Source organism: Nocardioides sp. Soil777 (assembly GCF_001428425.1).
GTDB classification, from domain to species: domain Bacteria; phylum Actinomycetota; class Actinomycetes; order Propionibacteriales; family Nocardioidaceae; genus Nocardioides; species Nocardioides terrigena.
Window position 1 is genome coordinate 116283 of the sequence record NZ_LMSN01000018.1, and the last position, 26803, is coordinate 143085.

Genomic DNA, 26803 nt, shown 5'->3' on the forward strand with positions numbered 1-26803 from the left:
GGGCGTCCGACCCTACTGGCAGGCGACCCCTTAGGCTCGCCCCGTGCCAGCCTTGGAACGTGCCCGCACGCTGGCGCAGACCAGCGCCGGCATCGCGATCGCGATGGGCATCATGAACATCGCGACCTACGCGTTCACCATGCTGGCGACCTATCTTCTCGGTCCCAAGGACTACGGCGCGCTCATCGCCGCCATGAACTTCCTGATCGTGGTCAGCGTGCTCTCCCTCGGGTTGCAGGCGACGGCCGCCCGTCGCATCTCCGCGGACCGTGGTCACGTCGCGCAGATCGAGCGCTCGATCATGCGCGTCACCTACCGCGCCGCCGCCGCGCTCGGGCTCCTGCTCCTGGCCTTGACCCCCGTCATCGACCGCGTGCTGCGTCTCGACAGCCTACCGACCACGGCGCTCATCGCCGTGTCCGCGGTGCCGCTCACCATCATGGGCGGCCAGGCCGGGATCCTGCAGGGCGAACGACGGTGGGCACCCCTGGGCCTGGTCTACGTGGCCGCGGGGCTGCCACGCCTGGTGATCGCCACCGCGTTGATCGTGGTCGCTCCCGGGGAGTTCACCGCCCTGCTCGGCGTGACCATCGGCTTCTTCGCACCGGCCGTCGTCGGGTGGTGGGTGCTGCGCGGCGGGCGCCATGCCGGGGACGCCAGTCCCGAGCACGGCGGCACCGCGATCCTCAAGGAGAGCCTGCACAACTCCCACGCGCTGCTGGCGTTCTTCGCGCTCTCGAACGTCGACATCATCGTCGCCCGCAACGTGCTCTCCGACCACGATGCCGGCCTGTACGCCGCCGGGCTGATCATCAGCAAGGCGATGCTCTTCCTCCCGCAGTTCGTGGTGGTGGTGGCCTTCCCCGCGATGTCCACCGTCCACGAGCGGCGCCGGGCGATGGTCCGCAGCCTCACCCTGATCGCGGGCCTCGGCGTGCTCGGCACCTTCGCTGCGTGGCTGCTCGCGCCCCTGGCCATGGTCTTCGCGGGCGGAGCCGGCTTCTCCGAGATCCAGCCGTACCTGTGGCTCTTCGCCATCCTCGGCACGCTGTTGTCCATGATCCAGCTGCTGGTCTACTCCGTCCTGGCCCGCCGGGGTCGCTGGACCGTGCTGGCCGTGTGGGCCGCTCTGGCCGTCGTGGTCTCCGTGGGCCTCATGCGGGACACGCTGCTGGGCCTGCTCACGACCGTGGTCGCCGCGGACGCCGTCCTGCTCGTGGTGCTGCTCGGCGCCACCGTCCACGTCCTGCGGGAGCAGGCGACCAGCGCCCCGGTGGCCGCCCCCGTCGTCTGACGCCCCTGCGCACCTGCGGCGGGTCGCCTCAGTGCGCCGCCTCGTGCCAGCTGCGTCCGGTGCCGACCGACACGTCGAGCGGGACCGCGAGGTCGGCGGCCGCTCCCATCTGCTCGCGGACCAGGGCGGCGAGCGCCTCGCGCTCCCCCGTGGCGACCTCGAACACGAGCTCGTCGTGGACCTGCAGCAGCATGCGCGAGCGCAACCCCTGCTCCGCGAGGACCGCCTCGACTCCCAACATGGCGACCTTGACCAGGTCGGCTGCCGAGCCCTGGATCGGCGCGTTGAGCGCCATCCGCTCGGCCGTCTCGCGCCGCATGCGGTTGTCGCTCGTGAGGTCGGGGAGGTAGCGGCGACGTCCCATGATCGTCTCGGTGAAGCCGGAGCGGCGAGCCTCGTCGACGATGCCGCCGAGGTAGTCACGGACCCCGCCGAAGGTCTCGAAGTACTCCTCCATCAACCCGGCGGCCTCCCCGGTGCTGATCCGCAGCTGCTGGGAGAGGCCGAAGGCGGACAGGCCGTAGGCGAGGCCGTAGTTCATCGCCTTGATCTTGGCCCGCTGCTCGGTGCTGACGGCGTCTGCGTCGACGCCGAAGACCCGGGCGGCGGTGATCGAGTGGAAGTCCTGGCCCGAGCGGAACGCCTCGATGAGCAGGGCGTCCTCGGAGAGGTGCGCCATGATCCGCATCTCGACCTGGCTGTAGTCGGCGGTCATGAGGCACTCGTGCCCCTCACCGACCACGAAGCCCTCGCGGATGCGCCGTCCCGCCTCGGTGCGGATCGGGATGTTCTGGAGGTTGGGATCGGTGCTGGACAACCGACCCGTCGCCGCGATGATCTGGTTGTAGGTCGTGTGGATCCGCCCGTCGGAGGCCACCGTCTTGAGCAGCCCCTCGACGGTCTGCCGCAGCCGGATCACGTCGCGGTGGCGCAGGAGGTGCTGCAGGAACGGGTGCTCGGTCTTCTCGAAGAGCTGCTGCAGCGCGTCGGCGTCGGTGGTGTAGCCCGTCTTGGTGCGCTTGGTCTTGGGCATGTCGAGCTCGTCGAAGAGCACCACCTGCAGCTGCTTGGGCGACCCGAGGTTGATCTCCTTGCCGATGACGTCGTAGGCGTCCTGCGCGGCGGCGCGGACCTGGTCGCCGAACTCGGACTCGAGCCCCTCGAGGTAGTCGGTGTCGACCGCGATGCCGGTCTGCTCCATCCGGACCAGGGTGTCGATGAGCGGCAGCTCCACGTCGGCCAGCAGCTGGGTGCCCCCGTGCTCCTCGACCGCGGCGTCGAGCGCCGCGGCGAGGTCGAGCACCGCCTTGGCCGTCAGCATCGCGACGTCGCTCGTGCCGGTGTCGTCGATCGCGTCCAGCGTGAGCTGGTCGGCGTCGCCGGTGTCCTGTCGGAGCTCGCGCTTGAGGTAGCGCAGGGTCAGGTCGGCGAGGTCGTAGGAGCGCTGGTCGGGCTGCACGAGGTAGGCCGCGAGCGCGGTGTCGACGGCCAGGCCGCCGAGCCGCCAGCCCCGCGCCGCCAGCGCCAGGATCGGCCCCTTCGCGTCGTGGAGCACCTTGGGACGCTCCGGGTCGGCCAGCCAGCCGGCGAGGGCCTGGTCGTCCTCGGGCGACACGTCGGCCACGTCGACCCAGGCAGCGGTGCCGTCGGCGGTGGCCACCGCGAGGGAGACGACCTCGCCCGTGCCCGCCCGCCAGGAGCCCTGGACGGCCACGCCGACCCGCTCGCCGGCCGACACGTGGGCCTGCAGCCAGGCCGCCACCCCGCCGGCGGGGAGCCGCTCGCCGTCGAGCTCGAAGCCCTCCTCGGCGACCTCGCCGCCCGGGTCGGGGTCGATGGTGTCCATGAGGCGGGTGCGCAGCTCGCCGCGGAACTCCAGCTCGTCGAGGAGCTCGAGCCCGGCGGTGCGGTCCCAGGGCTGGCGGGCCAGCTCACCGGGTCGCACGGGCAGGGTCAGGTCACGGACCAACGCGTTGAGACGCCGGTTGCGGATGACGTCGCCGAGGTGCTCGCGCAGCGCCTCGCCCTTCTTGCCGGTGATCTCGTCGGCCCGGGCGATGACGTTGTCCAGCCCGTCGAACTGGTTGATCCACTTCGCGGCGTAGCCCTGGCCCACACCGGGCACGCCGGGCAGGTTGTCGGAGGTCTCGCCCACGATGGCCGCGAGCTCGGGGTAGCGGTAGGGCGGCACGCCGTACTTGTCCTCGACGTAGGCCGGGGTGAGGCGGGCCAGGTCGCTCACGCCGCGCATCGGGTAGAGCACGGTGGAGGTCTCGGTGACGAGCTGGATGGAGTCGCGGTCACCGGTGAGGATCAGCACCTCCATGCCCTCGGCCACGGCCTGCGTGGTGAGCGTGGCGATGATGTCGTCGGCCTCGTAGCCGTCGAGCTCCATGTGCGTGATGTGGAGCGCGTCGAGGACCCGCTGGATCAGCGGCAGCTGGCTGCTGAACTCCCCCGGCGTCTTGTTGCGCTTGGCCTTGTACTCGGCGTACTCCTCGAGCCGGAAGGTCTGGCGCGACTTGTCGAACGCGACCGCGACGTGGGTCGGGACCTCGTCGCGCAGCACGTTGACCAGCATCGAGGTGAAGCCATAGACGGCGTTGGTGTGCTGCCCCGAGGCGGTGGCGAAGTTCTCCACCGGGAGCGCGAAGAACGCGCGGTAGGCCAGCGAGTGGCCGTCGAGGAGCAGGAGCCGGGGGCGAGGGGAATCCGTCTGCGACACGTCGCGACTCTAGCCGCCGCCACCGACACCCCGACCAGCCCGTCACCCGTCGTACGACGCCTCCCGTCGACACTCCCGGGGCGTCGGCCACAATGGCCGGCATGACGGAGAAGCCCACCACGGACCCCACCACCATCGACGTCGACGAGTTCGTCGCCCGCATGCCGGAGGGCATGGGCGCGCTCAACGCCACGATGGGCATCGAGATCACCGAGATCAGCGCCGAGCGGATCGTGGGGACGATGCCGGTCGAGGGCAACACTCAGCCCTACGGACTGCTCCACGGCGGGGCATCCGTCGTGCTGGCCGAGAGCCTGGGATCCATCGGCTCGGCCATCGCGGCGGCACCGGACCGGATCGCGGTGGGCGTCGACATCAGCGCCACGCACCACCGCTCGGCCACGTCCGGCACCGTCACCGGCGTCGCCACCCCGGCGCACATCGGACGCAGCATGGCGACCTGGGAGGTCGTGATCTCCGACGAGCGGGGCAAGCGCGTGTGCACCTCACGGATCACGTGCGCGTTGATCCCGGCCCGTTGACACCGGCTCGCTGACCGACGCGGACGCCGGCCCCGCAGGGCCGGGCCGGGTCAGCCGGCGATGTTCTCGCGGCTGATGCGCCGCGCCGCGAGCACGCGGTCGATGTGGCGGGAGCCGGCCGGGCGGGTGGCCGAGCGACCCGCCGAGCGACGGGCCGAGAGCTTGGCGCGTACGGCGACCGTGGTCGCGGCCCGCAGGGTGGCCTGCGGGGTGAACGACAGCCGGGCCATGAAGCGGTTGGCGTCGCGCGAGCTGGCGACCGCGGCCGTGGAGATCGTGGCGATGCCCTGGGCCTCCGCGAAGCGGACGGCCGCCTCGATGAGGGCGGAGCCGACGCCGTGACGGCGGAACTGCGGCAGCACGTGCGGCGAGACGGCGAGCACCGCCGGCTCGAGGTTGAGCGGGGTGAGCGTCGTGGCGCTGAGGTGGATCGCGCCGGCCACCTCACCGTCGTACTCGGCGACGACGATCGACTGGCCGGGGTCGGAGCCCGCCTCGTCGAGCACGCGGGCGAGGTCGGCGAGCTGCTCATCAGCCGTCCCGCGCCGCAGGATGTCGCCCCACAGCTCGCGCAGGGCGGGCAGGTCGTCCACGACGGCAGCGCGCACGGTCACCGGTGTCCGGCTCATGCTCCAACTCCCCAAGATCAGCCCCGTACTGGTGAGTCCCCCGTCCACCGGATCTGTCCGGCGCACCCCCGGACCCTACGCCCGTCGGTGGCGCGGTGTCCCGGGAGGTGCCGAAGATTTGTCCTCAGACGCCGAGGTAGGCCTCGCGCACGCTGGGGTCGTCGAGGAGCTCGGCCCCGGTGCCGGTCTTGACGATGCGCCCGGTCTCCAGTACGTAGGCGCGGTCACTGCGGGACAGGGCCTGCTTGGCGTTCTGCTCGACCACCAGGATCGTGGTCCCCTGCTTGGAGATCTCGGTGATGATGTCGAAGATCTGCTGGATGAGCATCGGCGCCAGGCCCATGGAGGGCTCGTCGAGCATCAGCAGCTTGGGTCGGGACATCAGGGCCCGTCCGATGGCCAGCATCTGCTGCTCGCCCCCGGACAGCGTGCCGGCCACCTGCTTGCGCCGCTCGCTCATCCGCGGGAAGAGGCCGAAGACGCGGTCGTAGTCCTCCTCGATGGCGGACTTGTCCTTGCGCGTGTAGGCGCCCATGTTGAGGTTCTCGGTGACGGTCATGCCCGGGAAGATGCCGCGACCCTCGGGCGTCAGCACGAGGCCCTTGCGCATCCGCTGGTCGGCGCGCAGCCTGGTGACGTCCTCGCCCTCGAAGACGACCTTGCCCGCGCTCAGGCCGCGCACCCCCGAGAGGGCCCGCATGGTCGACGTCTTGCCGGCGCCGTTGGCGCCGATGAGGGACACGACCTCGCCTTCGGCCACCTGCACGCTGATGCCGTGGAGGGCCTCGATCTTCCCGTAGCTCAGGACGGCGTTCTCAAGCTCAAGCAGCATCGTCGGGCTCTCCCAGGTAAGCGGCAATGACCTTCGGGTTGCGGGCGACCTCGGCGGGCAGCCCGTCGGCGATCTTCTGTCCGAACTCGAGGACCACGATCCGGTCGGTGACCCCCATGACCAACTTCATGTCGTGCTCGATCAGCAGCACCGTGTGGCCGAGGTCACGGATGCGGCGGATGAGGCCCATGAGGTCCTCCTTCTCCGCCGGGTTGAAGCCGGCTGCCGGCTCGTCGAGGCAGAGCAGCTCGGGCTCGGTGGCCAACGCCCGCGCGATCTCCAGGCGTCGCTGGTAGCCGTACGGCAGGTTGCGGGACAGCTCGTGGGCCCGGTCGGCGATGCCGACGAAGCGCAGGAGCTCCATCGAGCGGCGACGACCGCCGCGCTCCTCGAGGGTGTGCCGGCTGATCCCGAAGATCTTGGCCATCTTGCGCCGGAACGGGTTCTCGGGCAGCTCGTCCTCGCTCGGACGGACGCGGTAGAGGCGGAACAACGCGCCGAGCACGCTGGTCTTGTGCCTCGCATCGCAGCCGACCATGACGTTCTCCAGGGCGGACAGCTCCGGGAAGAGCCGGATGTTCTGGAACGTGCGGGCGATGCCCATCTGGTTGATCTTGTGGGACTTCACCCCCGCGATCTCCGTGCCCTTGAACCGGATGGTGCCGGAGGTCGGCGTGTAGACGCCGGTCATCGCGTTGAAGCAGGTCGTCTTGCCTGCACCGTTGGGGCCGATGAGACCCAGGATCTCGCCGCGGCGGATCTCGAAGTGCACGTCGTTGAGCGCGACGACACCGCCGAAGCGCAGGGTCACGTGGTCCACCTCGAGCAGCACGCTGCCCTTCTCGCCCGACGTGTGGATCGCGATCTTGTCGTGGTCGGAGGTGTCCTTCAACACCGGTGTGGTCTGGTCAGACATCAGTCGCCGCCTCCTCCGCCTCGTGCTTGCGATCCTCGAACTCACGTGCTCTTCGCCTGCTCGGCACCAGGCCCTGCGGACGCAGGATCATCACCAGGACCAGCGCCACGCCGAAGGCGAACGGTCGCCACTCCTGGAACTCCCGGAACCGCTCGGGCAGGTAGGTCAGCAGGAAGGCCCCGAGCAGCACGCCGTAGACGTTGCCGGACCCACCGATGACCACCATGGCCACGAACAGGAACGAGAGCTGGACCATGAACGCGTTGGGCTCGACGTACTGCTGCTTGCTGCCGAACAGGAGCCCGGCGATGCCGCCGACGGCCGCACCGATGGCGAAGGCCCACAGCTTGAACTTGAACGCGGCCACACCCATGATCGCGGCCGCGTCCTCGTCCTCGCGGATCGCCAGCCACGCGCGACCCACCCGGCTGCTCTCGAGCCGGAAGGCCAGGAAGATGACCAGGATCAGGATGCACAGGGCCAGCCAGTACCAGCGCTCGGCGTCGACGGTGTTGAAGAAGGGACGGCCGTCCACCTCCGGGCCGGGCGGCACGGGCACGCCACTGATGCCGGTGGCACCGTTGGTGACGCCGTCCAGGTTGCGGGCCGTGATGCGGATGATCTCGCCGAAGCCCAGCGTCACGATGGCGAGGTAGTCGCCGCGCAGGCGCAGGGTCGGCGCTCCGAGGATCACGCCGGCGGTGAGCGACATCGCGATCGCGATCGGGATGCACATCGCGAAGGGGACGGCCCACTCCTCGGAGAGGCCGAACCGGTTCTGGATGCTCTCCACGACCGGCGACGACGGCGACCCGAACAGGGCGATCGAGTAGGCGCCCAGGGCGTAGAAGCCGACGTAGCCGAGGTCGAGCAGTCCGGCGAAGCCGATCACCACGTTCAGTCCGACCGCGGCGATCATGTAGACCACCACGAGGAACAGCACGCTGGCCCAGTCCGAGCCGCTCGAGCTGAGGTCGGTGCGGATGTAGGCGAACGGCAGGATGTTGAGGAACGGCAGGTAGAACGCGAACGCGATCACCAGCAGCAGTCCGACCTTGCGCGCCCAGTTGGGGGCGGCGGCGAGCCGGTCCCGCAGCTTGAGGCCACGGTAGGCGTCGAGGATCTGGCTCATGCGCGTGCCTTTCCGAGGGACTCGCCCAACAGGCCGGTCGGGCGGAACATCAGGACAACGACGAGGACGACGAAGGCCGTGACGTTGGCCCACTCCGAGCTCCACACGGTCGAGGCGTAGACCTCGGCGATGCCGAGGAGCAGGCCACCGACGAGTGCGCCTCGCAGGTTGCCGATGCCGCCGAGCACGGCGGCGGTGAACGCCTTGAGCCCGATGATGAAGCCGATGTCGAACTTCGTGATGTCGTACTGGATCGTGTAGAGCAGCGCCGCCACACCGGCCATCGCGCCACCGAGGACGAAGACCAGCATGATCACGCGGTTCTGGTTGACACCCATCAGCGAGGCGGTGTCGGGGTCCTGGGCGACGGCCCGGACGCCGCGACCGAGGCGGCTCTTGTTCACGAAGGTGTCCAGCGCCATCATCATCACGATCGCGCCCACGATGATGATCACGCGGGTGTTGGTGATGGTGAGGTCGATGCCGGGGATGGTGAACAGCTCCTTGGTCTCGAGGACCGAGGGGATGTTGACCGTGACCCGGCCGAACGGCGGGCCGAAGAGGACCTCGAAGACCTGGCCGAAGAGCTCGACGAGCACCAACGAGCAACCGATGCCGGTAATGAGGAAGATGAGGGGTGGCGCGCCCTTCTTGCGCAGCGGGCGGTAGGCGATCCGCTCGACCGCCAGCGCCGTGCCTGCCGAGGCGATCATCGCCGCCAGGAGTGCCAGGAGGGTGGCCCCGATGACGACGGGAAGGGTCTCACCGGTGGAGACCCCGAGCACCGTGTAGACGCCGAGCACGGTCCAGGTGCCCACCATGAACACCTCGGAGTGGGCGAAGTTGATCAGCTTCATCACGCCGTACACCATCGTGTAGCCGAGCGCGACGAGCGCGTAGATCGATCCGCGGGTGATGCCGTCGAGCGTGTGACGGTCGAGGCCGCTGAACAAGGCGTCGAAGTCCACTCAAGGACCCCTCTCAGACTCAGGCCCCGGTCGGGGCCAAGGATCGGGGGCGACCGGTCATCCCGGCCGCCCCCGCGGTGCTTGGTGCTACTTGTGGGTCAGGCCCAGGTCACGGAGCGACCTCGACCTCCGGCACCAGCGTGCCACCCTCGTTCTTGTAGGCCCAGTAGGACACGTTCTCCTGCGGGACGTCGCCGTTCTCGTCGAACGCGATCTCCTTGCTGAGGCCCTCGCCGGTGTAGCCGTCGACGAACGTCTCGACCTCTTCGCGGGTGCGGGCACCGTCGTCGAGGGCCGCCAGGAAGACGGTCATCGCGTCGAAGCCCTCGGCGGCGTAGGCGCCAGGCGCGTTGCCGAACTGCTCCTCGTAGTCGGCAGCGAAGGTGCTGTCCTCCTCGATGGGGGCGCAGGGGCACATCACGACCGCGCCCTCGCCGGCGTCGCCCACCGCGTTGCCGAAGTCGGCACCGTAGAGGCCGTCACCACCGACGAACGGGGCTTCGATGCCGGCGTCGCGCATCTGCTTGAGCAGCGGCGCGGCCTCGGCGATGTAGCCACCGTAGAAGACGGCGTCGGGAGCGGCGGACTCCATCTTGGAGATGGTGGGCGCGAAGTCGGTCTGGCCGACCTCGGTCTTGTCGCGCTGGACCATCGCGTCGCCGAGGGTCTCCTCGACGCGGTCGGCCAGCGGCTCGCCGTACGCCTCGGAGTTGTCGACCACGAACACCTTGGAGGCGCCGACCTCGTCGGTGAGGTACTTGGCGATCGCCGCACCCTGGTAGTCGTCGTAGGGGACGAGGCGGTGGAAGACCTCGACCTGGTCCTCCTGCGTGAGGTCGGTCGCGGTGGCCGACTGGCTCACCATGGTCACGCCGGCGTCGTTGTAGATGCTCTTCGTCGCACGGGTCTCGCCCGAGAAGGCGCCGCCGATCACACCGATGAAGGTCTCGTCGCCCGCGATCTGGGTCGCGACCGGGGTGGCCTTGGCCGGGTCACCCTCGGTGTCGAACTTCTCCAGCGCGACCGTGCAGTCCTCGTTGTCCCACTGCTCCAGCGCCAGCTCGGCGCCGTCGACGGACGGGAGCACGATGCTCGCGTTGGCGCCGGAGAGGGCGCCCATCACGCCGATCTTGAAGTTGCAGTCCTCACCGGAGGCGCTGCCGCCATCGTCGGTGTCGGTGGTGCCACAAGCGGATGCCGTGACGGTCAGGGCGAGTGCGAGTGCACCCAGCCCCACTCGAGTGTTACGCCTCAAGGCCTTCTACCTCTCGTCAGGTCTCCGGCTCGACTACCGGGGACGCAGAGTTCATGGAGGAAGGCAACCCGCACACCGAGTCGACCGCGTCCCTCCGTCGCGGAAACGTACACCTCCGGGACCCGCCCTGTAAGCACCTTTGGATGCACACCCCGAAACATGACTAATCCGTTACCGAACCGTGCGCCCCGATCAGGAGGGTGTGGGGCTCCCCGGGCCGTGCTCCACAACTCCTTCGGCGACCTGGCGCATCGACAGGCGAAGATCCATCGCGGTCTTCTGGATCCACCGGAAGGCGTCCGGCTCGGTGAGCCCGAGCTGCTCCTGGAGGACCGCCTTGGCTCGATCGACCGCCTTGCGCGTGGCCAGCGACTCGGAGAGGTCCGCGACCTCCTTCTCGAGGACGGCCATCTCGCCGAAGCGACTGACGGCCATCTCGATCGCCGGCACCAGGTCGGTGCGGGAGAACGGCTTGACGAGGTAGGCCATCGCCCCGGCGTCGCGGGCCCGCTCGACGAGGTCTCGCTGGGAGAACGCCGTGAGAATCACGACCGGGGCGATGCGGGCGCCGGCGATGTGCTCGGCCGCGGCGATGCCGTCGAGGACCGGCATCTTGACGTCCGTGATCACCAGGTCGGGGCGCAGCCGCTCCGCCAGCTCGATCGCCTGCTGGCCGTCCGAGGCCTGGCCCACGACCTCGTACCCCTCCTCGGCCAGCATCTCGGCGAGGTCCATGCGGATCAGGGCCTCGTCCTCGGCGATGACCACGCGGCGTACGGCGGGAGCGGGGTGGGTGTCGGGCTGCGTCACGGCCGCAAGGCTAGTCCGATACGGTTTCCTCGCCGAACCGCCCCGGTACTCCAATGGCAGAGAGAGTGGTCTCAAACACCATCCAGTGTGAGTTCGAATCTCACCCGGGGCACAGCCACTGATGTCGGTGGCCGATGGCACGGTGCACCCGTGTACGACGCGCCGGTACGGATCGCCGCCCTCGAGCTGGTGGCCCGCGGGGCGAGCCTGAGCGAGGTCGCTCGCGCAACGGGTGTCCACCGCTCGACGCTCCGGGCGTGGCGCGACGCGGACAGCGCCCTGCCGGTCGAGTGCTTCCGGTGCATCTCCTTGCACCCTGCCCGGGGAGACGCCTACTCCGCCCTGCTCGGCTACTACCTGGGCGACGGGTGTGTCTCGACCTTCCGGCGCCACACCACGTTGCGGGTCTCGTGCGACGCCACGCTGCCGGGGATCATCACCGACGTCTCCCGCGTCGTCGGAGACATGCACCCGTCCGGCGGGGTCTTCCACGTCGCGGCCCCCGGCGTCGTGGTGGTGTCGACGAACTGGAAGCACTGGCCGTGCCTCTTCCCCCAGCACGGCCCGGGCCGCAAGCACGACCGCCCCATCGTCCTCGAGGACTGGCAGCGGGACGTGGTCAGTGCACACCCGGCCGACTTCCTGCGCGGGCTCTTCCACTCCGACGGCTGCCGGGCCGACAACTGGGCCACGCGGATGGTGGGCGGCGAGAAGCGGCGCTACGACTACCCCCGCTGGCAGTTCACGAACCGCTCCGACGACATCCGCGCGCTGTGCTGCTGGGCGCTCGACCTGGTCGACGTCCCGTGGCGCCGGTCCGGCCGCTGGGTGGTGTCCGTGTCACGACGCGAGGCGGTGGCGCGGCTCGACGAGCTGATCGGCCCGAAGACCTGAGCACTGCGCCAGGAGCAGGAAGGGCGATCAGCGAGGGCGGCGGTATGCCGGAGCGACCCCGTTGATCGCGTCGCCCATCCGGTGGATGCGCAGCGCGTTGGTGGAGCCGGGGATGCCGGGGGGCGAGCCGGCGATGATGACCACGAGGTCACCCTCGTCGACGCGGCCGATGTGCAGCAGCGCCTCGTCCACCTGGCGCACCATCTCGTCGGTGTGCTCGACCTCGGCGCCCTGGAAAGTCTCGACCCCCCACGTGAGGGCGAGCTGCGAGCGCGTGCGCGCCTCGGGGGTGAACGCCAGGACCGGGATCGGGCCGCGGTAGCGCGAGAGGCGCTTGGCCGAGTCCCCGCTGACGGTGAAGGCGACGAGGAACTTGGCACCCACCGCCTCGGCGACCTCGGCGGCCGCCTTGGCGATGATCCCGCCGCGGGTGTGCGGCTGCCAGTCGATCGAGCGCATGTGGTGCAGCCCGTGGTCCTCGGTGGACTCGATGATCCGGGCCATGGTCTGGACGGCGGTGATGGGGTGCTCCCCCACGCTCGTCTCGCCGGACAGCATCACGGCGTCGGCACCGTCGAGCACCGCGTTGGCGACGTCGCTGGCCTCGGCACGGGTCGGGGCGGGCGAGCCGATCATCGACTCGAGCATCTGGGTCGCCACGATGACGGGCTTGGCGTTGCGACGGGCCTTCTCGATGATCCGCTTCTGGTGGATCGGCACGTCCTCGAGCGGGCACTCCACCCCGAGGTCGCCGCGGGCGACCATCAGGCCGTCGAAGGCGTCGACGATCTCGTCGATGTTGTCGATCGCCTGCGGCTTCTCGATCTTGGCGATGACGGGGATGACGATCCCCTCCTCGCGCATGACCTTGCGGACGTCCTCGGCGTCGGCGGCACTGCGCACGAAGCTGAGGGCGATGAAGTCCACGCCGAGGTGCAGCGCCCAGCGCAGGTCCTCGGTGTCCTTCTCCGAGAGCGCAGGCACGGACACCGCGACACCCGGGAGGTTGATGCCCTTGTTGTTGCTCGCCTTGCCGCCGACAACCACCTCGGTGACCACGTCGGTCTCGGTGACGTCGACGACCCGCAGCCGCAGCTTGCCGTCGTCGATCAGGACGGGGTCGCCGACCTTCACGTCGCCCGGCAGTCCCTTGTAGGTCGTCCCGCACACGTCGACGTCACCCGGCACGTCGCGCGTGGTGATGGTGAACGTCGCGCCGCGCTTGAGCTTGACCGGGCCGTCGGCGAAGGTCGCCAGCCGGATCTTGGGGCCCTGGAGGTCGGCGAAGATGCCGACCCCGTGGCCCGACTCGTCGCTGGCGCGCCGCACCAGCGTGTAGACGGCCTCGTGGTCGGCGTACGCCCCGTGGCTCATGTTGAGGCGGGCCACGTCCATGCCGGCGTCGACGAGTTCACGGACACGCTCGGGGGTGGACACCGCAGGGCCGAGGGTGCAGACGATCTTTGCTCTACGCACACCTCGACCCTAGCGGATCTTTGATCGATCCAAAGGTCCCCGTCCGGTGAATGTCGGACGAACCGGCGTCAGACCACGAGGGGACGGTCGGTCGGCCTCACCGGCGACGGCAGCGTCGTCGAACCGGTGAGCCAGGTGTCGACGGCCGACGCGGCCGCACGCCCCTCGGCGATCGCCCACACGATGAGCGACTGACCGCGGCCCACGTCGCCGGCGACGAAGACGCCGTCCACGCTCGAGGCGTACGACGCGTCGCGCGCGACGTTGCCCCGCGCGTCGAGGTCGACGCCCAGCTGCTCGATGAGACCGGGCTGCTCGGGACCGGTGAAGCCCATGGCGAAGAGCACCAGCTGCGCGGGGATCTCGCGCTCGGTGCCCTCGATCGGCTGGAACTTCGCGTCGACCTCGATCAGGCGCAGGCCCGACACGTGGCCGTCGTCGTCGCCGAGGAACTCCTGGGTCGAGACGGCGTACATGCGGTCGCCGCCCTCCTCGTGCGCCGAGGACACCTTGAAGGTCATCGGGTAGGTCGGCCACGGCTGGCCGGACGGACGGTCCTCCGGCGGCTGGGCCATGATCTCGAGCTGCGTGATCGAGCGGGCGCCCTGGCGGATCGACGTGCCGAGGCAGTCGGCACCGGTGTCGCCGCCACCGATGATCACGACGTCCTTGTCGGTCGCGGTGATCTGCCCCTCGACCTCCTCGCCGAGAGCGACGCGGTTGGCCTGCGGCAGGAACTCCATGGCCTGGTGGATGCCGCCGAGCTCCCGGCCGGGCACCGGCAGGTCCCGCGCCTGGGTGGCGCCCATGGCGAGCACCACGGCGTCGTACCGCTCGGTGAGCTGGTCCCCCGTCAGCGTGGCGCCGACGTCGACCCCGGCGCGGAAGACGGTGCCCTCACGGCGCATCTGGTCGAGGCGCCGGTCGAGGTGCTTCTTCTCCATCTTGAACTCGGGGATGCCGTAGCGCAGCAGCCCGCCGATCTTGTCGGCGCGCTCGTAGACCGCGACCGTGTGCCCGGCCCGGGTGAGCTGCTGGGCCGCCGCGAGCCCCGCGGGACCCGACCCGATGACCGCGACGGTGCGACCCGAGAGCCACTCCGGCGGCTGCGGGCGGACGGCGCCGGACTCCCACGCGCGGTCGATGATCGAGACCTCGACGTTCTTGATGGTCACCGGGTCCTGGTTGATGCCCAGGACGCAGGCCGTCTCGCACGGCGCGGGGCACAGCCGCCCGGTGAACTCCGGGAAGTTGTTGGTCGCGTGCAGCCGCTCGATCGCACCGTCCCAGTCGTCACGCCAGACCAGGTCGTTCCACTCCGGGATGATGTTGCCCAGCGGGCAGCCCTGGTGGCAGAACGGGATGCCGCAGTCCATGCAGCGGCTGGCCTGGGTGCTGATGATGGGCAGGAGGGCGCGGCCGATCCCGTCGGGGTAGACCTCGTTCCAGTCCTTGACACGCTCCTCGACCACGCGTCGCGTGGCGACCTCGCGGCCGTTCTTCAGGAATCCCTTCGGATCAGCCATGAAGCACCTCCATGATCCGTGCGTTCGCCTGGTCCTCGTCGAGGCCCTCCGCGAGGGCCTCGGCGCGGGCGTCCAGCACTCGCTTGTAGTCGCGGGGCATCACCTCGGTGAAGCGGCCCAGCGCGTTGTCCCAGTCGTCGAGCAGCGCGGTGGCGACCGTCGAGCCGGTCTCCTCCGCGTGCCGGGTGACCAGGGCCTTGAGCTGCTCGACCGCGTCGCCGGTGACGGGGCCGAGGTCGACGAGCTCGGGGTTGACCCGGCCCTCGTCGAGGTCGAGCACGAAGGCGTGGCCGCCGGACATGCCCGCGGCGAAGTTGCGTCCGGTCGGGCCGAGCACCACCACCACGCCGCCGGTCATGTACTCGCAGCCGTGGTCCCCGACGCCCTCCACCACCGCGGTCGCGCCGGAGTTGCGCACGCAGAAGCGCTCGCCCGCCTGGCCGCGGAGGTAGATCTCGCCCGACGTGGCGCCGTACGCGATCGTGTTGCCCGCGATGATCTGCTCGTGGGCCTCGAACGTCGCCGACCTGTCGGGACGTACGACGATGCGCCCGCCCGAGAGGCCCTTGCCGACGTAGTCGTTGGCGTCGCCCTCGAGGCGCAGCGTGATGCCGCGCGGCACGAACGCACCGAACGACTGCCCCGCCGACCCGGTGAAGGTGATGTCGATGGTGCCGTCGGGCAGGCCCTCGCCTCGGTAGCGCTTGGTCACCTCGTGGCCGAGGATCGTGCCCACGGTCCGGTTGACGTTGCGGACCTGCACCTGGGCGCGGACGGGCTCGCCGTCCTCCAGCGCCGGTGCGGCCAGCTTGACCAGCTCGTTGTCGAGCGCCTTGTCGAGCCCGTGGTCCTGGCCGTGCGTGCAGCGCAGGTCCTGGTGCTCGAACTGCCCGAACTCACCCGAGCGCGAGGCCTGGTGCAGGATCGGCGTCAGGTCGAGACCGGCGGCCTTCCAGTGGTCCACCGCCTGCGCGATGTCGAGCGACCCCACCTGTCCGATGGCCTCGTCGAGGGTGCGGAAGCCGAGCTGCGCGAGCAGCTCGCGCACCTCCTCGGCGATGTAGGTGAAGAAGTTGACGACGTACTCCGCCTTGCCGCTGAAGCGCTCGCGCAGGACGGGGTTCTGCGTCGCGACGCCCACGGGGCAGGTGTCGAGGTGGCAGACGCGCATCATGATGCAGCCGCTGACGACCAGCGGGGCGGTGGCGAAGCCGTACTCCTCCGCGCCCAGCAGGGCGGCGACGACGACGTCGCGCCCGGTCTTGAGCTGGCCGTCGGCCTGGACGACGATGCGGTCCCGCAGACCGTTGAGCAGCAGCGTCTGCTGGGTCTCGGCCAGGCCGAGCTCCCACGGTCCGCCCGCGTGCTTGAGCGACGTCAGCGGCGACGCGCCGGTGCCGCCGTCGTGGCCCGAGATCAGCACCACGTCGGCGTGCGCCTTGGACACGCCGGCCGCGACGGTGCCGACGCCGACCTCCGACACGAGCTTGACGTGCACGCGCGCGCTCGGGTTGGCGTTCTTGAGGTCGTGGATCAGCTGCGCCAGGTCCTCGATCGAGTAGATGTCGTGGTGCGGCGGCGGGCTGATGAGCCCCACGCCCGGCGTGGAGTGCCGGGTCTTGGCCACCCACGGGTAGACCTTGTGGCCGGGCAGCTGGCCGCCCTCGCCGGGCTTGGCGCCCTGCGCCATCTTGATCTGGATGTCGTCGGCGTTGGTGAGGTACTCCGACGTCACGCCGAAGCGTCCCGACGCGACCTGCTTGATCGAGCTGCGGCGCTCGGGGTCGTGGAGCCGGTCCGCGTCCTCGCCGCCCTCACCGGTGTTGGACTTGCCGCCCAGCCGGTTCATCGCGATGGCGAGGGTCTCGTGCGCCTCCTGGCTGATGGAGCCGTAGGACATGGCGCCGGTCGAGAACCGCTTGACGATCTCCGAGACGGGCTCGACCTCGTCGATGCTGATCGGCTGCCGGCCGGTGGCCTCGCCGTCCTTGAAGCGGAACAGCCCGCGCAGCGTCATCAGCCGCTCCGACTGCTCGTCGACCCGCGAGGTGTACTGCTTGAAGATGTCGTAGCTGCCCGACCGGGTGGCGTGCTGGAGGCGGAAGACCGTCTCCGGGTCGAAGAGGTGCGGCTCGCCCTCGCGGCGCCACTGGTACTCGCCGCCGATCTCGAGCTCGCGGTGGGCGGGCGCGATGCCGCCCCGCGGGTACGCCGTGGCGTGCCGGCGGGCGACCTCCTCGGCGATGGTGTCGAGCTCGATGCCGCCCAGCTTGGACGTGGTGCCGGTGAAGTAGCGGTCGACGACGGACTGCGAGAGCCCGACGGCCTCGAAGATCTGCGCCCCGGTGTAGGACGCCACGGTGGAGACGCCCATCTTGGACATCACCTTGAGGACGCCCTTGCCCAGGCCCTTGATGAGGTTGGCCACGGCCTTCTCGGGCTCGGCCTTGACGTAGTAGCCCTCCCGCGCGAGGTCCTCGACGGACTCCATGGCGAGGTAGGGGTTGACCGCCGCGGCGCCGTAGCCGACGAGCAGCGCCACGTGGTGCACCTCGCGGACGTCACCGGCCTCGACCAGCAGGCCGACCTGCGTGCGCGTCTTCTCCCGCACCAGGTGGTGGTGGACCGCGCCGGTCAGCAGGAGCGACGGGATCGGGGCGAGGTCGGCCGTGGAGTGCCGGTCCGAGAGCACGATGATGCGCGCTCCCCCGGCGATCGCCTCCGACACCTCGGCGCAGATCTCGTCGAGCCGCTGCGCCAGCGCCTCGCCGCCGCCCGCGACGTCGTACAGGCCGCGGGAGACGTGGGTGATGAAGCCGGGCATGTCGCCGTCACGGTTGATGTGGCGGATCTTGGCCAGGTCGTCGTTGGAGATCACCGGGAAGGGCAGCACGACCTGACGGCACGACGCGGGGGTCGGCTGGAGCAGGTTGGCCTCCGGACCGATGGTGCCGCTGAGCGAGGTCACGAGCTCCTCGCGGATCGCGTCCAGCGGCGGGTTGGTGACCTGCGCGAAGAGCTGGGCGAAGTAGTCGAACAGCAGCCGGGGCTTCTCGCTGAGGGCCGCGATCGGCGTGTCGGTGCCCATCGAGCCGAGCGTCTCGGCACCGGTGTTGGCCATCGGCGTGAGCAGGACGCGCAGCTCCTCCTCGGTGTAGCCGAAGATCTGCTGGCGCCGCGTCACGGAGGCGTGGGTGTGGACGATGTGCTCGCGGTCGATGACGTCGTCGAGGTGGATCAGGCCGGCGTGCAGCCACTCGTCGTACGGGTGCTCGGCCGCCAGCTCGGACTTGACCTCCTCGTCCTCGATGATCCGGTGCTCGTCGGTGTCGATGAGGAACATCCGGCCCGGCTGGAGGCGGCCCTTGCGGACCACCGTGGCGGGGTCGATGTCGAGCACCCCGACCTCGGAGGCGAGGACGACGAGACCGTCGTCGGTGACCCAGTAGCGCGAGGGGCGCAGGCCGTTGCGGTCGAGCACGGCGCCGATCTGCGAGCCGTCGGTGAAGACGACGCAGGCCGGGCCGTCCCACGGCTCCATCATCGAGGAGTGGAACTGGTAGAACGCACGTCGCTTGGCGTCCATCTCGGCGTGGTTCTCCCAGGCCTCCGGGATCATCATCAGCACCGAGTGGGGCAGCGAGCGACCGCCCATGTGCAGCAGCTCGAGGACCTCGTCGAAGGACGCGGAGTCGGAGCTGCCGGGCGTGCAGATCGGGAAGAGCCGGTCGAGGTCGCCGGGGATGAGGTCGCTGGAGAGCAGCGCCTCGCGGGCCCGCATCCAGTTGCGGTTGCCCATCACGGTGTTGATCTCGCCGTTGTGCGCGATGAAGCGGAACGGGTGGGCAAGCGGCCAGCTCGGGAACGTGTTGGTTGAGAAACGCGAGTGCACGACCGCCATCGCCGACGCGATCCGCTCGTCCACCAGGTCGGGGAAGAAGTGGCCGAGCTGGTCGGTGGTGAGCATGCCCTTGTAGGCCAGGGTGCGCGAGGAGAGCGACGGGAAGTAGACGTCCGTCTCGTGCTCGGCCCGCTTGCGCAGGCAGAAGGCGAGGCGCTCGAGGGCCATGCCGCTGACACGCTTGGCGGAGCCGGACACGAAGAGCTGCACGAAGGTCGGCATGACGCTGATCGCGGTGGCCCCCAGCGTGGAGGGGTCGACCGGGACATCACGCCAGCCGAGGACGGTGAGGCCCTCCTCGGTCGCGATCTGCTCGATCCGCGCTCGGGTGGCGGCCACGGCCGCGTCGTCACCGGGGATGAAGGCCGTCCCGACGGCGTAGCTGCGCTGCGCCGGGAGGTCGAAGTCGACCACGGCGCGCAGGAAGGCGTCGGGCACCTGCATGAGGATGCCCGCACCGTCGCCGGAGTTGGTCTCGGCTCCGGCGGCGCCGCGGTGGTCGAGGTTGCGCAGCGCGGTGAGCGCCTTGGCCACGATGTCGTGGCTGGCGACACCGGTCAGGGTGGCCACGAACGCCACGCCGCACGCATCGTGCTCGTGGCGGGGGTCGTAGAGCCCTTGTGCTTCAGGTCCGGCCCCAAGTCCGGAACGTGCTCCGGGTGCGGGCGGCGGGAAGGCGTGCATCTGGCTTTCTCCCGTCGTCGTTCGCCGGACACACCGCACAGTCCCGCGTGGTGCGAGGTGCTCGTGGTGGGGTCCGGCGGTGGATGTGGCGATCGGCAGGGGACGGCGTTGGCCCGCGCGTCAGGAAATCTATCACCGGCGGCGCCACGGGGTGAGACGGCGATCTCAGCCCTCAGACGCCCCGGTCGCCGGACGGGTGGTCGGCTCCTCGTCGTCGGCTCGGTCGTGGTCGAGGCGCTCCTGGGTGTAGACCTGCTCCTCGCGGCCCGGACGCCTGACGGCGGACCACGCGAAGTACGCCGCCGCGAGCACGAAGAGCACGATGGAGGTCCAGACGTTGAGCCGCAGGCCGCCCACGTCGATCAGCTGGACCTCGTCGATCCGCAGGTTCTCGATCCACACCCGGCCGAGCGTGTAGAGCATCACGTAGAGCGCGGCCACCCGCCCGAAGCCGAGCCGGAACCGCTTGTCCAGCCACACCAGCAGCGCGAAGGCTCCCAGGCACCAGAAGAACTCGTAGAGGAACGTCGGGTGGTACGTCGCGACGTCCGGGTAGGCGTCCGGCCGGTGGGCGGGGTCGATCTCCAGCGCCCAGGGCAGGTCGGTGGGACGACCGTAGAGCTCCTGGTTGAACCAGTTTCCCCAGCGCCCGATGGCCTGCGCGACCAGCACCCCGGGAGCGATGGCGTCCAGGAGCGGGAGCAGCTTGATGCCGCGCAGCCGAGCGCCGATCATCACGCCCACCGCACCCAGGGCGATCGCGCCCCAGATGCCGAGCCCACCGCGCCAGATGTACAGCGCGGCCACGGGGTTCTCGCCCTCCCCGAAGTACAGCTGCCAGTCGGTGAGGACGTGGTAGAGCCGGCCGCCGACGAGGCCGAACGGGACGCCCCAGATCGCGAGGTCGCCGATGTCCCCGGCGCGGCCCCCACGGGCCTGCCAGCGGCGCTCACCGATCCAGATCGCCGCGACGATGCCGAGGATGATGCTCAGGGCGTAGCCGCGGATCGGCAGCGGTCCGAGGTACCACGTGCCCTGGCTGGGGCTCGGGATGGAGTGGACGAGGATCTCGGGCAGCACGGTCAGGGTGCTCATGACTCACTCAACAGGGTCTCGATGTCGGCGGACAGCTGGGCCGGGGACACGTCCTGGTTCCAGAACGCCGGCGCCTGGCCGGACGCGTCGACCGCGATCACCTGGGAGCCGTGGCTCCCGAGGTCGAAGCCACCGCTCTCGAGCTCCTCGGCGTCCGCGACGAAGATCCCAACGCTCTCGCCGAGCTCCACGGTCTCGTCCCGGCTGGCCCGGCCGCCGACGGCGGTCACGCCCGCCTGCTCGATGCCGTAGCCGTCGAGGTAGTCCTGCATCACCGGCGGGGTGTCGACCTTCGGGTCGGTGGTGACGAAGGCGACCTGGACCTGGGACCGGTCGTCCTCGTCGAGGCGGTTGACCGCGCCGGCGATCGAGGACATCACCAGCGGGCAGACATCGGGGCAGGTCGTGTAGCCGAAGAAGACCAGGGTCAGCCGGGCACCCGGGTCGGCGAGCGACAGGTCCTCGCCGGTGGTGGTGGCCAAGGTGGTGCCCGCGACCTCGAAGGGCGGGTCCACGAGGGTGCCGGTGAACTCGGTGGCGCTGCTCGAGGAGCCTCCGCAACCGGCCAGCAGGACCGCGGACAGGAGGGCCGTCACCACGGCCCCGGGGGTCCTACGCACGACGCACCCCACCTGCCAGGTCCTCGGTGAGCACGCGCAGCGCGGACAGCCCCGCGCCCGGGTCGTCGGCGTGGTCCAGCAGGGTGCGGACGAAGGCGGACCCGACGATGACGCCGTCGGCGTAAGACGCCACCTCGGCCGCCTGGTCGCCGGTGCTGACGCCGAGCCCGACGCAGACCGGCAGGTCGGTGGTCGCCTTCGTGCGCGCGACGAGTGGGCCGGCGAGGTCGCTGGTGGTGGTCCGCGCCCCGGTCACGCCCATCACGGCGGTCGCGTAGACGAAGCCCCGGCACGCGGCCGTCGTCATGGCGACCCGGTCCTCGGTGCTGCTGGGGGCGACGAGGAAGACCTTGTCGAGACCGTGGGCATCGGCCGCCTCGATCCACTCACGGGCCGAGTCGGGGGTGAGGTCGGGCGTGATGAGGCCCGCTCCCCCGGCGGCGGCGAGGTCGGCGGCGAAGCGCTCCACGCCGTAGCGCTCGACGGGGTTCCAGTAGGTCATCACCACGGTGGGCGTCCCGGTGGCGGCGACCGCCTCCACGACGCGCATGACGTCGCTGGTGCGGGTGCCGGCCTCGAGGGCGGCCTGGGCGGCCGCCTGGATCGTGGGCCCGTCCATCACCGGGTCGCTGTAGGGCAGGCCGACCTCGATGATGTCGCAGCCGGCGTCGACCATGGCCAGCATGGCCTCGATCGAGCCCTCCACGCTCGGGTAGCCCGCGGGCAGGTAGCCGACCAGCGCGGCGCGCCCCTCGGCGCGGGCGGTCGCGAAGGCGGTGGCGGTGGTCGCGCTCACTCGGGGTCTCCGGTCTCGTCGTCGGGCTGGCCGAGCTTGAACCACTCGGTGGCGGTGCCCATGTCCTTGTCGCCGCGGCCGCTCAGGTTGATGAGCACCGTGGCCTCCGGCCCCTTCTCGGCGGCCAGCTCGCGGGCCACGTCGATGGCACCGGCCACGGCGTGGGCCGACTCGATCGCCGGGATGATGCCCTCGGTGCGGGCCAGCAGGGCGAGGGCGTCCATCGCCTGGGTGTCGGTGATCGGGCGGTAGGTCGCCCGGCCCGTCTGGGCGAGGTGCGCGTGCTGCGGCCCGACGCCCGGGTAGTCGAGGCCGGCCGAGATCGAGTGCGACTCGACCGTCTGGCCGTCCTCGTCCTGCAGGACGTAGGTGCGGGCCCCGTGCAGGACCCCCGCCTCACCGGCGTGGATGGTGGCCGCGTGCCGCCCCGTCTCGACCCCGTCGCCGCCGGGCTCGAAGCCGTAGATCTTGACGTCCTCGTCGTCGAGGAACGCGGTGAACAGCCCGATGGCGTTGGACCCGCCGCCGACGCAGGCGGCGATGGCGTCCGGCAGGGCGCCGTACTGCTCGAGGACCTGGGCGCGCGCCTCGTCGCCGATGCCGCGGGTGAAGTCGCGGACCATGCTGGGGAAGGGGTGCGGGCCGGCGGCCGTCCCGAAGAGGTACGCCGTGTGGTCGACGCTGGCGACCCAGTCTCGCAGCGCCTCGTTGATGGCGTCCTTGAGCGTCGCGCTGCCCGAGTCGACCGCCACGACCTTGGCGCCGAGGAGATTCATCCGGGCGACGTTGAGCGCCTGCCGACGCGTGTCGACCGAGCCCATGTAGACGGTGCAGTCGAGCCCGAAGTAGGCCGCCGCGGTGGCGCTGGCAACGCCGTGCTGCCCGGCGCCGGTCTCGGCGATGACGCGCTGCTTGCCCATCCGGCGGGTGAGCAGCGCCTGCCCGAGCACGTTGCGGATCTTGTGGGCGCCGGTGTGGTTGAGGTCCTCGCGCTTGAGCAGGATCCGGGCGCCGACCTGCTGGGAGAGGCGCTCGGCGTGGTAGAGCCGGCTCGGGGTGCCGGCGTAGTCGCGGCAGATCGCCTCGAACTCGGCGACGAAGGCCGGGTCGGCCATCGCGTCGTGCCACGCCTGGGTGAGCTCGTCGAGCGCGGCGACGAGGGCCTCGGGCATGAACCGCCCGCCCCATGTGCCGCCGTAGTAGCCCTGGTCGTCGGCGTCGTACTGGCTGACCTGCTGGCTCATCGCTGCACTCCTGTCATGGCACGTACGGCGCCGGTGGGGTCGCCGTCCCTGACCAGCGCCTCGCCGACGAGCACGGCGCGCGCGCCCTCGCCCACGAACCGGGTCACGTCGTCGGGGCCGCTGATCCCCGACTCGGCCACCAGCACCCGGTCCTCGGGGACGAGGGGGGCGAGGCGGCCGAAGGTGTCGTTGTCGACCGCGAGGGTCTTGAGGTTGCGCGCGTTGACGCCGACGAGCTCGGCGCCGAGGGCCACCGCCCGCTCGGTCTCCGCCTCGTCGTGGACCTCGACGAGCACGGTGAGCCCGAGCTCGCGCGCCTCGTCGTGGAGCCGGCGCAGGTCGTCGTCGTCGAGGGCGGCCACGATGAGCAGCGCGAGGTCGGCACCGGCGGCGCGGGCCTCGACGAGCTGGTAGCTCGTGACGATGAAGTCCTTGCGGAGCACCGGGGTCTCGACGGCCGCGCGAACGGCGACGAGGTCGTCGAGCGATCCCCCGAAGCGGCGGCGCTCGGTGAGCACGGAGATCGCCGCCGCACCGCCCGCGGCGTAGGCCGCGGCGAGGGACGCGGGGTCGGGGATGTCGGCGAGATCGCCCTTGCTGGGGCTCTTGCGCTTGACCTCCGCGATCACGCTGGAGCCGGGGGCGCGGAAGTGCGGCATCGGGTCGCGGGCGGGGTCGACGTCGGCCAGCGCGGCGCGGACGTCGGCGAGCGGCCGGACGGCCTCGCGACCGGCGAGGTCCTCACGGACGCCGACGATGATCTGGTCGAGCACGGACATGGGGTCAACCCTCTCACTCCACCGGTGGCGGGGCCGACGGTGGCTCAGGCTGCGAGCCAGGACCCCGGCAGGTTGCGCGCCACGGTGAACACCACGGCCACCCCCATCCCGACCACCCAGACGGCGGTGGGCACGGTGAGGGGGCGCATCGCCTCTCCCCCTCGCCACAGCACGACGACCCGTCGCAGCCAGAGCACGAGCACGACGGGGAGCGCCACGACGAGGAGCAGGTTGCTGGACGCGGCGGCCGAGAGGTCGAGCTGGGTGAGGTCGTGGACCGCACGGAGGCTGCCGCAGGCAGGGCAGTCGAGGTGCGTCAGCACCTGCGTGGGGCACCAGCCCCAGCTGCCCGGCCGGTGGGGGTCGCGGACGGCGAGCGCGAGGGTCGCGACCGCGACGAGGGCGGCGGCACCGAGCGGTGCGGCGAGCCGCTGCGCCCGGGCGCCCATCAGGTCAGTGCGGGTCGCCGTGGAACCCGAGCCGGGCCATCACGAGGAAGAGCGGGAGGGCGACGACGCCCAGCGCGATGCCGACCCAGAAGAGCGTCATGCTGACCGGCGAGAGCATGAGCGCGATCGAGCCGACCAGGAAGCCGAGCATGGCCACGCTCACCGCGGTCCACGCAGCGGGGGTGTTGCCGTGGTTGTTGGCCATGGGTGCTCCTTTGGTGCGAGGCGTGCGGTGCTGGCGAGGGGCGCGATCGGCGACCCCGATCGGACGCCGGTCAGTCTAGGGGCCACTACCGGTCGGTCGGGTCATGCCCCTCGTCGAGGGCCTTCCAGATCTCCAGGTTGCCCTGCGGTTCGGCGGGTGCCGCCTCCCCTGCCGGGGCGTCGTAGCGGCGACCCATCTCGGGCCAGGCGGGCACGAGGCGGACGGCGAGCAGCGTGGTGACCACGCAGCCGACGGCGGCGAGGCACGCCGCGGCGTACCAGCCGGTGAGGTGGACGTCCGCGGTGTCGGCGCCCGACGCGGCCATGAGCTGGTCCGCCACCGAGTCCTGCAGGGTGAAGAGCGCCCACACCGTGGTGACGACCAGCCCGACGGCGGCGAGCGCGGCGACGCCCATCACGAGCCGGCGGAAGCGACCGCGGGTCACGAGAACGACCCCCCAGCCGGCGAGCACGACGAGGCTCAGCGCCCCGGCGAGCGGCATCTCCCCAAGCCCCTCGGCCACCGCCGAGCCGACGACGGCGGCGTCCCCGGCAGTCTCGGTGCTCAGCTGGCCGGACGTGCCCTCGACCCAGGCCCGGGTGCCGGCGACGGCCGCGAGGCCGGCACTGGCCAGCCCGGCGAGCACCACCGGCCCGAAGCCGGTCCGGGGACGCTGCTCGTCGTCGGGCGCCGGCGTTGAGGACTCGGGCGTCGAGGGCTCGGGCGCTGAGGGCTCGGGCGTCGAGGGCTCAGCCATCGAGCCGGTCCGCGTCGAAGCAGGTGCGGTCCCCGGTGTGGCACGCGGCGCCGACCTGCTCGACGCGGATCAGCAGGGTGTCCCCGTCGCAGTCGAGCCGGACCTCGTGGACGTGCTGGGCGTGGCCGGACGTCTCGCCCTTGACCCAGTACTCCTGGCGCGAGCGGCTCCAGTACGTCGCCCGGCGGGTCTCCAGGGTGCGGGCCAGCGCCTCGTCGTCCATCCAGCCGAGCATGAGCACCTCGCCGGTGTCGTGCTGCTGGACGATCGCGGGCACCAGTCCGTCGGCCGAGCGCTTGAGGCGGTCGGCGATGGCGGGGTCCAGGTCGGTCACCCCTCCAGTATCAGGGGTCGATCCGCTCGCCCTCGCGGCGGCGCCACGTGGCGGCACACTCGGCGGTGACCGGTCCCGGCGCCGGCATGTCGCGGCCGTCCCACGTCCTGATCGCCTGCACGTCGCGCGTCGTCGACACGAGGAAGGCCTCGTCCGCGCGCTGGGCGACCTCGATCGGCTCGTCGACCTCGCGACCACCGCACCACTCGAGCACCAGCGCCCGGGTGACTCCGGCCAGGCACCCGCTCGCCAGCGTGGGGGTGCGCAGCTCGCCGTCGACGACGTAGAAGACGTTGGAACCGGTGCCCTCGCACAGGTGTCCGACCGTGTTGGCGAAGATCGCCTCGGTCCCGCCCTGCCGCTGGGCGTGGGCGAGCGCGATGACGTTCTCGGCGTACGACGTGGTCTTGAGCCCCGCCGTCGCCCCGCGCTCGTTGCGTGTCCAGGGCACGGTGGCGACCGTGGTCGACTCCCCCGTCGGCTCGAGGGCGGACCAGGCCACGACGAGGGTGGCCGGGCCGTCCCCGCGTCCCGAGCCCATCGGCGCCGGCCCCGCGGTGTAGGTGATGCGCAGTCGCCCGAGCGGGTCGCCGGCACCCTCCAGCACCGCGTCGATGCCGCGGCGCACCTCGTCCTCGTCGGGAGCCTCGAGCCCGAGACCGGTCGCGGACCGGGCCAGGCGGTCGAGGTGGCGGGTGAGGGCGAACGGGCGGCCGTCCAGGGTCTTGACGGACTCGAAGACACCGTCACCGACGGTGAACCCGTGGTCGGTGACCCCGAGCACCGGGCCGGTCGGGTCGGTCAGCAGGTCACCGTTCATCCACGCGCGCATGGGGTCACTCTAGGCAGCCGGGACCCCGCGGAACCGCCCGGGAACACGCGGTGGGGGACCCGGTTTTGGCACCCGCCGCACCGTCGGCTAATGTTCCACTCGCACTTC

At 70.9% G+C, this 26803-nt stretch carries 24 protein-coding genes and 1 tRNA gene; 4 read left to right on the forward strand and 21 right to left on the reverse strand.

The features are described 5' to 3' along the window. Positions 1-43 precede the first annotated feature (43 nt). Complete coding sequence (locus ASG88_RS17600) at positions 44-1294, forward strand: lipopolysaccharide biosynthesis protein (RefSeq protein ID WP_157559806.1); 1251 nt, start codon at positions 44-46, stop codon at positions 1292-1294. Between the two features lie 28 nt (positions 1295-1322). On the opposite strand, the gene polA is transcribed toward ASG88_RS17600, so the two are convergent. Beyond that, positions 1323-4019 carry a DNA polymerase I gene (gene polA, locus ASG88_RS17605; protein WP_056888749.1) on the reverse strand — a complete coding sequence of 899 codons (2697 nt, stop codon included), beginning with the start codon at positions 4017-4019 and terminating at the stop codon, positions 1323-1325. Between the two features lie 101 nt (positions 4020-4120). Here polA and ASG88_RS17610 point away from each other — a divergent pair, with 101 nt between their 5' ends. Further along, a complete protein-coding gene (locus tag ASG88_RS17610; protein WP_082600703.1) occupies positions 4121-4561 on the forward strand; it encodes a hotdog fold thioesterase in 441 nt (146 codons plus the stop codon). Positions 4562-4611: 50 nt separating this feature from the next. On the opposite strand, the gene ASG88_RS17615 is transcribed toward ASG88_RS17610, so the two are convergent. The 7 genes from ASG88_RS17615 to ASG88_RS17645 all read right to left on the reverse strand — a co-directional run bounded on the left by ASG88_RS17615 (position 4612) and on the right by ASG88_RS17645 (position 11103). Further along, positions 4612-5190 carry a GNAT family N-acetyltransferase gene (locus ASG88_RS17615; RefSeq protein WP_082600644.1) on the reverse strand — a complete coding sequence of 193 codons (579 nt, stop codon included), beginning with the start codon at positions 5188-5190 and terminating at the stop codon, positions 4612-4614. Positions 5191-5314: 124 nt separating this feature from the next. Further along, a complete protein-coding gene (locus ASG88_RS17620) occupies positions 5315-6019 on the reverse strand; it encodes an ABC transporter ATP-binding protein (protein WP_414858648.1) in 705 nt (234 codons plus the stop codon). Further along, the gene (locus ASG88_RS17625) at positions 6012-6938 is read right to left on the reverse strand and encodes an ABC transporter ATP-binding protein (protein ID WP_082600646.1); all 927 of its coding nucleotides are present in this window, start codon (positions 6936-6938) and stop codon (positions 6012-6014) included. Before ASG88_RS17625 ends, ASG88_RS17620 begins: the two co-directional genes overlap by 8 nt. Continuing rightward, entirely contained in the window at positions 6931-8070 is a 1140-nt protein-coding gene (locus tag ASG88_RS17630) for a branched-chain amino acid ABC transporter permease (protein WP_056888752.1), read from the reverse strand. Before ASG88_RS17630 ends, ASG88_RS17625 begins: the two co-directional genes overlap by 8 nt. Further along, positions 8067-9038, reverse strand: a complete 972-nt coding sequence (locus ASG88_RS17635) for a branched-chain amino acid ABC transporter permease (RefSeq protein ID WP_056888753.1) — start codon at positions 9036-9038, stop codon at positions 8067-8069. The genes ASG88_RS17630 and ASG88_RS17635 overlap by 4 nt, the downstream gene beginning before the upstream one ends. A gap of 109 nt (positions 9039-9147) precedes the next feature. Continuing rightward, positions 9148-10293 (reverse strand): branched-chain amino acid ABC transporter substrate-binding protein, encoded by a 1146-nt coding sequence (locus ASG88_RS17640; RefSeq protein WP_200956489.1) that lies wholly within the window; start codon positions 10291-10293, stop codon positions 9148-9150. 192 nt (positions 10294-10485) lie between these two features. Then, positions 10486-11103 carry an ANTAR domain-containing response regulator gene (locus ASG88_RS17645; RefSeq protein WP_056888755.1) on the reverse strand — a complete coding sequence of 206 codons (618 nt, stop codon included), beginning with the start codon at positions 11101-11103 and terminating at the stop codon, positions 10486-10488. Positions 11104-11142: 39 nt separating this feature from the next. Between ASG88_RS17645 and ASG88_RS17650 the strand changes: the two genes are divergently transcribed. Then, positions 11143-11215 (forward strand) — tRNA-Leu (locus tag ASG88_RS17650). 38 nt (positions 11216-11253) lie between these two features. Continuing rightward, a complete protein-coding gene (locus ASG88_RS17655) occupies positions 11254-11997 on the forward strand; it encodes a helix-turn-helix domain-containing protein (RefSeq protein WP_056888756.1) in 744 nt (247 codons plus the stop codon). A gap of 27 nt (positions 11998-12024) precedes the next feature. Here ASG88_RS17655 and pyk read toward each other — a convergent pair whose 3' ends face one another. The 13 genes from pyk to ASG88_RS17720 form a co-directional block, all read right to left on the reverse strand. Then, positions 12025-13473, reverse strand: a complete 1449-nt coding sequence (pyk, locus tag ASG88_RS17660) for a pyruvate kinase (protein ID WP_056888757.1) — start codon at positions 13471-13473, stop codon at positions 12025-12027. Positions 13474-13541: 68 nt separating this feature from the next. Beyond that, positions 13542-14999: a glutamate synthase subunit beta gene (locus ASG88_RS17665; protein WP_056888758.1), complete on the reverse strand. Its 1458-nt coding sequence runs from the start codon at positions 14997-14999 to the stop codon at positions 13542-13544. Then, a complete protein-coding gene (gene gltB / locus ASG88_RS17670; protein ID WP_056888759.1) occupies positions 14992-19584 on the reverse strand; it encodes a glutamate synthase large subunit in 4593 nt (1530 codons plus the stop codon). The genes ASG88_RS17665 and gltB overlap by 8 nt, the downstream gene beginning before the upstream one ends. Positions 19585-19749: 165 nt before the next feature. Beyond that, complete coding sequence (gene lgt / locus ASG88_RS17675) at positions 19750-20679, reverse strand: prolipoprotein diacylglyceryl transferase (protein WP_082600649.1); 930 nt, start codon at positions 20677-20679, stop codon at positions 19750-19752. Then, positions 20676-21299: an SCO family protein gene (locus ASG88_RS17680; RefSeq protein ID WP_162259863.1), complete on the reverse strand. Its 624-nt coding sequence runs from the start codon at positions 21297-21299 to the stop codon at positions 20676-20678. Before ASG88_RS17680 ends, lgt begins: the two co-directional genes overlap by 4 nt. Then, a complete protein-coding gene (gene trpA / locus ASG88_RS17685) occupies positions 21292-22095 on the reverse strand; it encodes a tryptophan synthase subunit alpha (protein ID WP_056888761.1) in 804 nt (267 codons plus the stop codon). Before trpA ends, ASG88_RS17680 begins: the two co-directional genes overlap by 8 nt. Further along, positions 22092-23339, reverse strand: a complete 1248-nt coding sequence (gene trpB / locus ASG88_RS17690) for a tryptophan synthase subunit beta (RefSeq protein WP_056888762.1) — start codon at positions 23337-23339, stop codon at positions 22092-22094. The genes trpA and trpB overlap by 4 nt, the downstream gene beginning before the upstream one ends. Next, positions 23336-24118, reverse strand: a complete 783-nt coding sequence (gene trpC / locus ASG88_RS17695; RefSeq protein ID WP_056888763.1) for an indole-3-glycerol phosphate synthase TrpC — start codon at positions 24116-24118, stop codon at positions 23336-23338. Before trpC ends, trpB begins: the two co-directional genes overlap by 4 nt. A 44-nt stretch (positions 24119-24162) precedes the next feature. Next, on the reverse strand, positions 24163-24567 hold the full coding sequence (locus ASG88_RS17700; protein WP_056888764.1) for a DUF2752 domain-containing protein: 405 nt from the start codon (positions 24565-24567) through the stop codon (positions 24163-24165). Between the two features lie 4 nt (positions 24568-24571). Further along, complete coding sequence (locus tag ASG88_RS17705; RefSeq protein ID WP_056888765.1) at positions 24572-24772, reverse strand: HGxxPAAW family protein; 201 nt, start codon at positions 24770-24772, stop codon at positions 24572-24574. Between the two features lie 85 nt (positions 24773-24857). Next, on the reverse strand, positions 24858-25529 hold the full coding sequence (locus ASG88_RS17710; RefSeq protein WP_056888766.1) for a Trp biosynthesis-associated membrane protein: 672 nt from the start codon (positions 25527-25529) through the stop codon (positions 24858-24860). Beyond that, positions 25522-25863: a phosphoribosyl-AMP cyclohydrolase gene (gene hisI / locus ASG88_RS17715; RefSeq protein ID WP_056888767.1), complete on the reverse strand. Its 342-nt coding sequence runs from the start codon at positions 25861-25863 to the stop codon at positions 25522-25524. The genes ASG88_RS17710 and hisI overlap by 8 nt, the downstream gene beginning before the upstream one ends. A 10-nt stretch (positions 25864-25873) precedes the next feature. Continuing rightward, on the reverse strand, positions 25874-26695 hold the full coding sequence (locus tag ASG88_RS17720; protein ID WP_056888768.1) for an aminotransferase class IV: 822 nt from the start codon (positions 26693-26695) through the stop codon (positions 25874-25876). Positions 26696-26803: the final 108 nt, after the last annotated feature.

Bases quoted from the DNA above. Each gene is read 5' to 3' on its own strand.
- ASG88_RS17610 (WP_082600703.1), top strand. From the start codon at position 4,121: ATGACGGAGAAGCCCACCACGGACCCCACCACCATCGACGTCGACGAG.
- ASG88_RS17615 (WP_082600644.1), bottom strand. From the start codon at position 5,190: ATGAGCCGGACACCGGTGACCGTGCGCGCTGCCGTCGTGGACGACCTG.
- ASG88_RS17625 (WP_082600646.1), bottom strand. From the start codon at position 6,938: ATGTCTGACCAGACCACACCGGTGTTGAAGGACACCTCCGACCACGAC.
- ASG88_RS17630 (WP_056888752.1), bottom strand. From the start codon at position 8,070: ATGAGCCAGATCCTCGACGCCTACCGTGGCCTCAAGCTGCGGGACCGG.
- ASG88_RS17665 (WP_056888758.1), bottom strand. From the start codon at position 14,999: ATGGCTGATCCGAAGGGATTCCTGAAGAACGGCCGCGAGGTCGCCACG.
- gltB (WP_056888759.1), bottom strand. From the start codon at position 19,584: ATGCACGCCTTCCCGCCGCCCGCACCCGGAGCACGTTCCGGACTTGGG.
- lgt (WP_082600649.1), bottom strand. From the start codon at position 20,679: ATGAGCACCCTGACCGTGCTGCCCGAGATCCTCGTCCACTCCATCCCG.
- trpB (WP_056888762.1), bottom strand. From the start codon at position 23,339: ATGAGCCAGCAGGTCAGCCAGTACGACGCCGACGACCAGGGCTACTAC.
- trpC (WP_056888763.1), bottom strand. From the start codon at position 24,118: ATGTCCGTGCTCGACCAGATCATCGTCGGCGTCCGTGAGGACCTCGCC.
- ASG88_RS17700 (WP_056888764.1), bottom strand. From the start codon at position 24,567: ATGGGCGCCCGGGCGCAGCGGCTCGCCGCACCGCTCGGTGCCGCCGCC.
- ASG88_RS17705 (WP_056888765.1), bottom strand. From the start codon at position 24,772: ATGGCCAACAACCACGGCAACACCCCCGCTGCGTGGACCGCGGTGAGC.
- ASG88_RS17710 (WP_056888766.1), bottom strand. From the start codon at position 25,529: ATGGCTGAGCCCTCGACGCCCGAGCCCTCAGCGCCCGAGCCCTCGACG.
- ASG88_RS17720 (WP_056888768.1), bottom strand. From the start codon at position 26,695: ATGCGCGCGTGGATGAACGGTGACCTGCTGACCGACCCGACCGGCCCG.